Consider the following 9934-nt stretch of genomic DNA (forward strand, 5'->3'; position numbering starts at 1 on the left):
GCCAATGCAGAACAGTCGGGGGCCTTCATGAAGAAACGACTCGCGCTCAGCGCCCTGGCCGCCATCGCCGCCGTCGCGGTGTCCGGCGCCGCGCACGCCCAGGCCAAGAAGCCGCTCAACATCTACATCTGGAACGACTACCTGGGTGAGACGACGCTCGCCGACTTCACCAAGGCGGCCGGCTACCCGACCAAGGTCGACCTGTACGACAGCCTGGAGCTGCTGGAGCAGAAGGTCCTGGTCGGCAAGTCCGGCTACGACATCATCGTGCCGACGGCCGAGCCGACGCTGTCGCGCCTGATCCAGGCCAAGGTGGTGGCGCCGCTCGACAAGGCGAAGATCCCCAACCTGAAGAACGTCGACCCGCAGGTGCTGAAGCTGCTGGAGACCTCCGACCCCGGCAACAAGCACGCCGTGCCGTACCTGGGCGGCACCGTCGGCATCGGCATCGTGCCGGAGAAGATCAAGGCCGTCGCCCCCGACGTGGCGCTGGACAGCTGGGACCTGATCTTCAAGCCGGAGGTGGCCGAGAAGGTCTCCAAGTGCGGCATCACCGTGATGGATTCGGCCACCGACGTGATCCCGTCGGTGCTGAACTACCTCGGCCTCGACCCGAACTCCGAGAAGAAGGAGGATCTGGCGAAAGCGGAGAAGGCGCTGCTGGCCGTGCGCCCGTACATCAAGCAGTTCGTGACGGGGCAGAACATCAACCTGCTGGCCGCCGGCGACGCCTGCGTCGTCATGGCCTACAACGGCGACGTCAACCAGGCCTCGGCGCGCGCCAAGGAAGCCAACAAGGGCGTCACCGTCCAGTACGTGGCGCCCAAGGAAGGCGTGCAGGTGTGGTGGGACACGCTGGCGATCCCGGCCGATTCGAAGAACAAGGACGCGGCCTACGCCTTCATCAACTTCGTCCTCGACCCGGCCAACACGGCGGGCATCACCAACACGGTGCAGTACGCCAACGCCGTGCCGGCCTCGCTGGCCGGCGTGGACGAGGCGGTGAAGACCAACCCGGCCGTCTACCTGCCGGAAGGCGGCAAGGTGAAGCTGTTCAGCCTGAAGGCCATCAAGCAGTCCACCGACCGCGACCGCACGCGGGTCTGGACGAAGGTCAAGACGGGCAAGTAAACCTTAGGCGCATGACGTGCCGCGGCGCCCCGGTCCGTCCGTCACGGACCGGGGCGTTTCTTCGTTCGGGGGACCCTGAAGCATCATGGCGCAGCCCATCCGCAAGCCGACCCGCCTGGAGCCGTGGCAGGACCCGGCCGCCGTGCCCTATGTGCGCATCGAGCGGGTGACCAAGCGGTTCGGCGACTTCGTCGCCGTCGACGACGTCACGCTGAACATCCACCGCGGCGAGTTCTTCGCGCTGCTGGGCGGCTCCGGTTCGGGCAAGACGACGCTGCTGCGCATGCTGGCCGGCTTCGAGCAGCCGAGCGAAGGGCGCATCTTCATCGATGGCGTCGACATGTCGGGGATTCCGCCGTACGAGCGGCCCGTGAACATGATGTTCCAGTCCTACGCCCTGTTCCCGCACATGAGCGTGGAGCAGAACGTCGCCTTCGGCCTGAAGCAGGACGGCCTGCCGAAGGCGGAGATCCGCGCGCGCGTGACGGAGATGCTGGAGATGGTCCAGCTCGGCGCCTTCGCCAAGCGGCGCCCGCACCAGCTGTCGGGCGGGCAGCGGCAGCGCGTGGCGCTGGCCCGCAGCCTCGTCAAGCGGCCCAAGCTGCTGCTGCTGGACGAGCCGCTGGGGGCGCTGGACAAGCGGCTGCGCGAGCGCACGCAGTTCGAACTGGTCAACATCCAGGAAAGCACCGGCATCACCTTCGTGGTCGTCACCCACGACCAGGAGGAGGCGATGACCATGGCCAGCCGCATCGCCGTGATGAACCAGGGCACCATCGCCCAGGTCGGCACGCCGACGGAGATCTACGAGTACCCGAACTCCGCCTTCGTGGCGCAGTTCATCGGATCGGTGAACATGTTCGAGGGCATCGTGGCGGAGGACGAGCCGGACCACGTGCTCATCCGCTCCGAACAGGCCGGCTGCGACCTGTACATCAACCACGGCGCCGCGGTGCCGCTGGGCAGCGCCGTGCGCGTCGCCGTGCGGCCGGAGAAGGTGGCGCTGTCCAAGGAGCCGCCGCAGGACGCCACCGGGCGCAACCTGACGCGCGGCGTGGTGCGCGAGATCGCGTACCTGGGCGACGTGTCGATCTATCTGGTGGAGCTGGCGACCGGCACCGTGGTGCGCGCCACCATCCCCAACGTCACCCGCCGCACCGACCTGCCGATCACCTGGGACGACGAGGTGTACGTCACCTGGCGCCCGTTCGCCGGCGTGGTGCTGACGCAATGAACGCGATCCGCCGCTTCCTGTCGCTGGGCCGCGGGCTGGTGGTGGGCGTCCCCTACCTGTGGCTGGCGCTGTTCTTCCTGGTGCCGTTCCTGATCGTCTTCAAGATCAGCTTCTCCGAGGCGGTGCTGGCGCAGCCGCCCTACACGCCGCTGGTCGACTGGGTGATGGGCGAGGAGGGGGGCGACCTGAAGCTCCAGCTGGTCCTCAACCTCACCAACTACCTGCGGCTGCTGGCCGACGACCTGTACATCGCGGCGTACCTGTCGTCCCTGAAGATGGCGGCGGTCTCCACGTTCCTGTGCCTGCTGCTGGGCTATCCCATGGCGTACGCCATCGCGCGGGCCCCGGCGGAGCGGCGGGCGGCGCTGATGATGCTGGTCATCCTGCCGTTCTGGACCTCGTTCCTGATCCGCGTGTACGCCTGGATCGGCATCCTGAAGTCCAACGGGCTGATCAGCAACCTGCTGGAGACGCTGGGCCTCACCGACGGGCCGGTGGAGCTGCTGTACGGCGACGCGGCGGTGTACATCGGCATCACCTATTCGTACCTGCCGTTCATGATCCTGCCGCTGTACGCGAGCCTGGAAAAGCTGGACCTGACGCTGCTGGAGGCGGCGGCCGACCTGGGCTGCCGGCCGTGGCGGGCGTTCCTCACCGTCACGCTGCCGCTGTCGCTGCCGGGGATCGTCGCCGGCTCGCTCCTGGTGTTCATCCCGGCGGTGGGCGAGTTCGTCATCCCGGAGCTGCTGGGCGGGCCGGACACGCTGATGATCGGGCGCGTGCTGTGGAACGAGTTCTTCTCCAACCGCGACTGGCCGGTGGCGGCGTCGGTGGCGACCGCGCTGCTGCTGTTCCTGGTGGTGCCGATCATGGTGTTCCAGCACGTCCAGGGCCGCACCGGGGACGGGGAGGCGCGGCGATGAGGCGGACGGGGATGCTCGCCTGGGCGCTGTGGTTCGGCTACGCCTTCCTGTACGCGCCGATCGTCCTGCTGATCGTCTATTCCTTCAACGAGAACCGGCTCGTCACGGTGTGGAGCGGCTTTTCGACCAAATGGTACGGCGAGCTGCTGCACAACGAGGCGCTGATCGACGCCGCCCTGGTGTCGCTGCAGGTGGCCGCGGCCTCGGCCACGCTGGCGACCGTGCTGGGCACCATCGCCGGGCTGGCGCTGTCGCGCTTCGGCCGGTTCCGCGGGCGCACGCTGTTCGGCGGCATGATCAGTGCGCCGCTGGTGATGCCGGAGGTGATCACCGGCCTGTCGCTGCTGCTGCTGTTCGTGGCGATGGAGCAGGCGATCGGCTGGCCCGACGGGCGCGGCATGACCACCATCACCATCGCCCACACCACCTTCACCATGGCCTACGTCGCCGTCATCGTGCAGTCGCGCCTGTCGGGCATGGACGGCAGCCTGGAGGAGGCGGCGATGGATCTCGGCGCGCGGCCGGGCAAGGTGTTCTTCGTCATCACCCTGCCGCTGATCGCCCCGGCCATCGTGGCGGGCTGGCTGCTGGCCTTCACCCTGTCGCTGGACGACGTGGTGATCGCCAGCTTCGTGTCCGGACCGGGGTCGACCACGCTGCCCATGGCGGTGTTCTCCAGCGTGCGGCTGGGCGTCAGCCCGCAGATCAACGCGCTGGCGACCATCATCGTGCTGGTGGTGGCGACCGGCATCTTCATCGCCAGCCTGCTGGTGGCCCGGCGCGAGCGCCAGCGCAAGCGCGACGAGCAGATGGCGCTGCAGGCTGGTTGAGCTTCATTTGTGATGTTTTCTTTCGTGGTGCCGGGCACGACGTTGCGGCCCGGCCGTTGCCAAACGCGCGGCGCCGTGTTTAGGCTGTCCGCAACGCGAGGCCGGACCCAAGAATGTCACACCCAAGAATGTCACAGGGGGAGGGACGGACCATGACGACGCCAGCCGCCGACGGGCTGCGCATGCCCGGCGAATGGGAGCCGCACAGCCGCTGCTGGATGGCGTGGCCCTGCCGTGCCGAAACCTGGGCGGGCGAGCAGGGCGCCGCCGACGAGGAGGCGTTCGAGGCCGCCCGCACGGCCTATGCCGACGTGGCGCGCGCCATCGCCCGGTTCGAGCCGGTGACCATGGTCTGCGACCCCGACGACGTGGCGGAGGCCTCGCTGACGCTGGGTGCCGGCATCCAGGTGGTGCCGCTGCCCATCTCCGATTCCTGGATCCGCGACACGGGGCCGAGCTTCGTCAGCGACGGCCAGGGGCGGGTGGCCGGCGTGCACTGGCGCTTCAACGCCTGGGGCGGCAACTACCCCGGCTGCGCCAAGGATCAGGAGGTCGGGCGCCTGGTGCTGGAGCACCTGAAACTGCCGTGCTACGAGGCGCCGCTGGTGATGGAGGGCGGCTCCTTCCACGTGGACGGCGAAGGCACGCTGATCACCACCGAGCAGTGCCTGCTGAACCCCAACCGTAACCCGCACCTGAGCCGGGCGGAGATCGAGGCGTTCCTGAAGGACCACGTGTCGGTCTCCACGGTGATCTGGCTGGGCGAGGGCTACCAGGACGACGAGACGGACGGACACATCGACGAGATCGCCTGCTTCGTGCGGCCCGGCGTGGTGATGGCGCTGACCACCGACGACCCGACCGACGCCAACTTCAAGGCGTTCCAGGACAATCTGGACCGGCTGAAGCGCGCGCGGGACGCGCGCGGGCGCGAGCTGGAGGTGATCGAGATCCGCCAGCCCGCGCGGCGCGACCGCAACGGCGTGCGCCTGACGCTGTCCTACACCAACCTGTACATCGCCAACGGCGGCGTGGTGATGCCGGCCTTCGAGGATTTCGCCGACGACGAGGCCTATCGCACCGTGCGCCGCGCCTTCCCCGACCGCGAGGTGATCCAGATCCCGGCGCTGGACATCGTGCGCGGCGGCGGCGGCATCCACTGCATCACCCAGCAGCAGCCGGTGGGGTAGGGGGCGGCTGGATGAGCGCCGGCGCCGTTGAACGGCGATAACGATCGGATAGGCGTCATTTCTGGCGAATCCGAAACGATTTCCGCGCCTGAGACGTTTCGCGCCTTGTAAAGGTTCGCGTACGGGCGCATCTTGTTAACATGCAGTTAAATCCGCTCATAACGCCCCAGGCGATGAAGCTCGTCCAGCCGCAGGTGATCCCTGCGGCGCAGGTCGCGCTGTCGCCGGCGGTGATGGCGGCCCAGCAGACGACCACCGTCCAGCGCACCCAGACGATCCAGGCGCCGCAGGCCGCCGGCAAGGCCGACGGCACGCGCGATGCCAAGTCCGGCACCGACACCGGGCAGGCGCTGGACACCACCGCGCGCGCCGTGCAGGCCCGCACCAACGGCCGGCCGCTGCCCGGCTCCAAGCCACGCGGCTCTCTGCTCGACGTCAGCGTCTGAGCATTCCCCACTCAGCGTTCCGAAGCCGATCCTCCTTTGGGCATCGGACCCTTGCCTTATACCGAAGAGCCGTATGGCAAGGACGGAGCAGCCGTTTAGGATTTCCGCCAGTGGTGCCCCTTTTCAGGCAGTGCCTTGGCGTGACGACATCCGGCAGCCCGGCGGCCGAGCCGCGATACGCTGTGTTCTCCGTGGCCGACCGGCGCTTGGCGCTGCCGAGCGGCGCGGTGCGCCGCGTGCTGCCTATGCCGCGTCTGGAACGGCTGCCGGGCCAGCCGCCGGTCCTGGCCGGGGTGGCGGTGCTGGGCGGCGAGGCGGTGCCGGTGCTGAGCCTCGGCACGCTGTTCGGCCTGGCCGTCCGTGAGCCGGGCGTCTACACGCCGCTGCTGCTGATCACGCACGAAGGCGGATCGCTGGCGCTTCTGGTCGATGCGGTGCTGGCGGTCCGGCCGGCGGACGGGCCGATGCTGGAGGATGTGGAGGAGGGTGGTTCGTTCAACGGCTGCATCGCCGGAGCTTGGCGCCGGGGCGCGGAGACGGTGTTCCTGCTCGACCCCGCACGCCTGCTGACCAAGGCCGAGGAGGAGCGGCTGGCCGGCTTCCGCGCGGTGGCGGAGGAGCGGCTTCGCGCCTGGCGGGGTGAGCCGGCATACGATGAGCCGGCACAGGGTGGGGCGGCATGACGGGCGCCCTGGCGGTTCTGGGCGACCCGGCCTTCGCCCCGCTGAAAGATCTCGTGATCCGGCGCACCGGGTTGGCCTATTACGCCGACAAGGATTCCGCGCTGGCCGAGCGCGTGCGGCGGCGCATCGAGGCGCTGGGCCTGCAGGGTTGCCGCGCCTATCTGACGGTGCTGGAGCGCGAGCGTGCCGGGGGGGCGGAGTTCCAGGCGCTGGTCAACGAGATCGCCATCGGCGAGACCTTCTTCTTCCGCTACCTGGAACAGTTCGAGGCCTTGCGCGCCCTGGTCATCCCCGAATGCCTGCGCCGCAATGCCGGTGTGCGGGCACTGCGCGTCTGGAGTGCGGGCTGCTCCATCGGCGCCGAGGCCTATTCGGTGGAAATCCTGCTGAAACGCGCCTTCGCGCGCGCGCTGGACGGGTGGAGCGTGTCGATCATAGGCACGGACATCAACCACGCCTTCCTCGCCCAGGCCAAGGCGGCGACCTATGGCGACTGGGCGATGCGCGGCGTGCCCGACGACGTGCGCGCCGACTGCTTCGAACCGCAGGACGGCGGCTGGCGGCTGAAGCCCGCGTACCGGGAATGGACCCGCTTTTCCCACTTCAATCTCGCGGAATCGGCGCTGCCGGCCTATGCCGAGGGGCTGGCGGGCTTCGACGTGGTGCTGTGCCGCAACGTCATGATCTATTTCGACGAGCCCAGCCGCGCGCGGCTGGTGCGCGGGTTGCACGACGCGCTGGTCGACGGCGGCTGGCTGCTGGTCGGTCACGCCGAAGCGGGTATGGAACTGAGCACGCTGTTCACCCCGGTGTCCGTTCCGGGCGCGACGCTGTACCGCAAGCCGCACCCGCTGTGCACGCCGGCCATGGCGCCGGTGGTGACGGTGCCGGAACCGCTGCCGCCGCCGCCGCCCGCGCCGTCGCGCCGGGTGCACCCGGTGCCCGCTCCGGCACCGGCCGCGCGGCCCGAACCGGAGCCAGCCGCCGGCGGGCCGACGCTTGACGATCTCGTCGCCCTGGCCGACCGGGGGCAGTGGCCGGAGGCGCTGGAGGCCTGCGAGGCGCTGGTGCGGCGGGAGCCGATGAACGCCGCCGTCCACTACTACCGCGGGCTGATCGAGGAGCAGCTTGGCGTCGGCGATCCGGTCGCGGCGTTCCGGCGGGCCCTCTACCTCGACCACGATCTGGCGCTGGCGCAGTACCATCTGGCGCTGGTGCACTGGCGGCGCGGGCAGGCGGAGGCGGCGCGGCGGGCCTTCCGTGGCGCCCGGCTGTCGCTGGCCGGCCGCGACCCCGATGCGCCGGTGGCGCACGGCCGGGGCCTGAGCGTGCGCGAGTTGTCCGCCATGATCGACCTGTGGCTGCCGGCGGGAGGTGCCCGGTGAAACCTTCCGGGGACATAGACTGGGCGACTCTGAGGCGCCGGCTGGCCGCCAGCCGCGCCGCGGTGGAGCAGGCGGCGGCCGGCCGCGGGCCGTGGGCCGAGGAGCTGCTGCGCCGCCGCACCGAGGAACTGGCGCGCCCACCCGTGGCGGAGGACGGTGCGGGCCAGGTCCGCCTGCTGCTGGCGCGGGGGGCGGTGGAGCGCTACGCGCTGCCCATCGCCGAGGTCGGGCGCACGCAGCCGGTGGCGCGCTGGACCCCGGTGCCGGGCGCGCCGGCCCACCTGCTGGGCCTGATCAACGTCGGCGGGCGGGTGCTGCGGCTGTTCGACGTGGACCGGCTGTGCGGCGCCCCGGCCGGCATCGACGACGGCGCGGGGGGATTTGCCGTGGTGCTGCGCCGCGTGGCGCGGGCGCCCCTTGCGTTGCGCTTCCGTGCCGTCGACGCGGTGGAGGAGCGGCCGGCGGCCACGCTGACCGAGACCGCGCCGGCCCGCTATGTGAACGCCTTGACGGGGGACCGCGTTGCCGTCCTCGACGTCCCGGCCATCGTCAACGACCTGGACGGAAACCCCCACCGATGAGACTGACCGTCGCCCAGAAGCTGGCCTCCGCCTTCGGCCTGATCGTGCTGCTGGCGTTGGTGCCGATCGCCTACCAGTTCCATCAGTTCGACATCGCCTTCGGCACCGCGCGGGCGGTGGCGACCTACGACGTGGCGGTGGCCGACGCGCTGAAGAACGTCGGCCTCGTCCAGGCGCTGGTCCGCAACCGGCGGGAATCGGCGCTGGCCGAGGCCGCCGTGGGCAGCGCCCAGCAGCGCGCCTACGACGTCTCCGAACTGCACCGCCAGTACGACGAGCTGAACGCGCGCATCTACGCCGAACTGGCGGAACTGCAGAAGCTGACCGCCACGCGGGCGACGAACGCCAGCTCGCCCGAGCGCGCCCGCCACTGGAGCGAGCTGAACGCCTTTGCCCGCACCATCGAGGGTGACTACCGCCGCGCCCAGGCGGAGGGCGACGTGCTGTTCCGCCTGCTGGCGCAAGGCGAGGTGACCGGCGCCATCGAGCGGCGCGCCCGCATCGAGGCGATGCGCGCCAGCCTGGACAAGCGCATCGACGACGCCAACGAGACGCTGCGCCGCCTGACCCAGGCCGGCGAGCGGCGCATCCAGGAGGCGTACGACGAGATGCTGCGCTCGGCCGTGATCGCCGCCGTGCTGCTGCTGGGGGCGGGGCTGGCCATCGCCTACCTGTTCGGCCGCTCCTTCACTGGGCGGCTGGTGCGGGCGATCGACGCGGTGCGGGTGATCGGCGGCGGCGACCTGACCCGGCGCGTGGAGATCCCCGGCACCGACGAGCTGGGGGCGCTGGGCACCGACCTGAACGAGATGGCCGAACGGCTGCGCGGCGTGGCCCAGGGCACGCGCGCGGCGGCCGAGAACGTGCACGCCGCCACCGCGCAGATCCGCGCCTCCACCCAGCAGCAGGCGGCCAGCGTGGCCGAGCAGCTGGCGGCGGTGGAGGAGACCATGGCGACCCTGTCGGAGATCACGGCGTCGGGCGCCCAGATCTCGCGCCGCGCGCAGGAGGTGGCGTCGGGTGCCCAGAACACGGCGGCGTCCAGCGCCACCGGGCTCAAGGCGGTGGACGACACCATGCAGGCCATGGACGGCATCCGCGAGCAGGCCGAGACGGTGGCCGAGACCATCGTGATGCTGAGCGAGCGCACCCAGGCGATCAGCGACATCATCGCCACCGTCAACGACATCGCCGAGCGCAGCCACCTGCTGGCGCTGAACGCCGCCATCGAGGCGGCGGCGGCGGGCGAGCACGGCCGCACCTTCTCGGTCGTCGCCACGGAGATCAAGAGCCTCGCCGATCAGGCCAAGGACGCCACCGCCCAGGTGCGTTCCAACCTGTCGGACATCCAGCAGGGGATCAACGCGTCGGTCATGCTGACGGAGGAGGCGGTGAAGCGTGTGGCCGCCGGGCGGCGGCAGGCGGATTCGACGCAGGCCACCATCCGCACCATGGCCGACAACATCCACGAGAGCGTGCTGGCCTTCCAGCAGATCGTCGCCGGCACCAACCAGCAGCAGATCGGCCTGGA

Annotated in this window: 10 protein-coding genes; all 10 read left to right on the top strand. The window is 70.2% G+C overall.

The annotated features are described in order from the left end of the window. Positions 1–27 precede the first annotated feature (27 nt). Positions 28–1131 carry an extracellular solute-binding protein gene (locus tag VED21_RS14520; RefSeq protein WP_324883136.1) on the top strand — a complete coding sequence of 368 codons (1104 nt, stop codon included), beginning with the start codon at positions 28–30 and terminating at the stop codon, positions 1129–1131. Positions 1132–1216: 85 nt separating this feature from the next. After that, positions 1217–2365 carry an ABC transporter ATP-binding protein gene (locus VED21_RS14525; protein ID WP_324883138.1) on the top strand — a complete coding sequence of 383 codons (1149 nt, stop codon included), beginning with the start codon at positions 1217–1219 and terminating at the stop codon, positions 2363–2365. Then, positions 2362–3288, top strand: a complete 927-nt coding sequence (locus VED21_RS14530; RefSeq protein WP_324883140.1) for an ABC transporter permease subunit — start codon at positions 2362–2364, stop codon at positions 3286–3288. The genes VED21_RS14525 and VED21_RS14530 overlap by 4 nt, the downstream gene beginning before the upstream one ends. After that, entirely contained in the window at positions 3285–4118 is an 834-nt protein-coding gene (locus tag VED21_RS14535; protein ID WP_324883142.1) for an ABC transporter permease subunit, read from the top strand. Before VED21_RS14530 ends, VED21_RS14535 begins: the two co-directional genes overlap by 4 nt. A gap of 152 nt (positions 4119–4270) precedes the next feature. After that, positions 4271–5308 (top strand): agmatine deiminase family protein, encoded by a 1038-nt coding sequence (locus tag VED21_RS14540; protein ID WP_324883144.1) that lies wholly within the window; start codon positions 4271–4273, stop codon positions 5306–5308. A gap of 173 nt (positions 5309–5481) precedes the next feature. Next, positions 5482–5754 (top strand): hypothetical protein, encoded by a 273-nt coding sequence (locus VED21_RS14545; RefSeq protein WP_324883146.1) that lies wholly within the window; start codon positions 5482–5484, stop codon positions 5752–5754. A gap of 140 nt (positions 5755–5894) precedes the next feature. After that, positions 5895–6437, top strand: coding sequence for a chemotaxis protein CheW (locus tag VED21_RS14550; RefSeq protein WP_324883148.1), 543 nt, complete (start codon positions 5895–5897; stop codon positions 6435–6437). Then, complete coding sequence (locus VED21_RS14555) at positions 6434–7822, top strand: CheR family methyltransferase (RefSeq protein WP_324883150.1); 1389 nt, start codon at positions 6434–6436, stop codon at positions 7820–7822. The genes VED21_RS14550 and VED21_RS14555 overlap by 4 nt, the downstream gene beginning before the upstream one ends. Further along, positions 7819–8403, top strand: coding sequence for a chemotaxis protein CheW (locus VED21_RS14560; RefSeq protein WP_324883152.1), 585 nt, complete (start codon positions 7819–7821; stop codon positions 8401–8403). The genes VED21_RS14555 and VED21_RS14560 overlap by 4 nt, the downstream gene beginning before the upstream one ends. After that, the coding region (locus tag VED21_RS14565; RefSeq protein WP_324883154.1) for a methyl-accepting chemotaxis protein at positions 8400–9934 on the top strand (1535 nt) is incomplete at its 3' end. The genes VED21_RS14560 and VED21_RS14565, both read left to right, overlap by 4 nt.

The sequence above is a fragment of the Azospirillum sp. genome (assembly GCF_035627195.1).
GTDB lineage: Bacteria > Pseudomonadota > Alphaproteobacteria > Azospirillales > Azospirillaceae > Azospirillum.

Bases quoted from the DNA above. Each gene is read 5' to 3' on its own strand.
- VED21_RS14520 (WP_324883136.1), top strand. From the start codon at position 28: ATGAAGAAACGACTCGCGCTCAGCGCCCTGGCCGCCATCGCCGCCGTC.
- VED21_RS14525 (WP_324883138.1), top strand. From the start codon at position 1,217: ATGGCGCAGCCCATCCGCAAGCCGACCCGCCTGGAGCCGTGGCAGGAC.
- VED21_RS14530 (WP_324883140.1), top strand. From the start codon at position 2,362: ATGAACGCGATCCGCCGCTTCCTGTCGCTGGGCCGCGGGCTGGTGGTG.
- VED21_RS14535 (WP_324883142.1), top strand. From the start codon at position 3,285: ATGAGGCGGACGGGGATGCTCGCCTGGGCGCTGTGGTTCGGCTACGCC.
- VED21_RS14540 (WP_324883144.1), top strand. From the start codon at position 4,271: ATGACGACGCCAGCCGCCGACGGGCTGCGCATGCCCGGCGAATGGGAG.
- VED21_RS14545 (WP_324883146.1), top strand. From the start codon at position 5,482: ATGAAGCTCGTCCAGCCGCAGGTGATCCCTGCGGCGCAGGTCGCGCTG.
- VED21_RS14555 (WP_324883150.1), top strand. From the start codon at position 6,434: ATGACGGGCGCCCTGGCGGTTCTGGGCGACCCGGCCTTCGCCCCGCTG.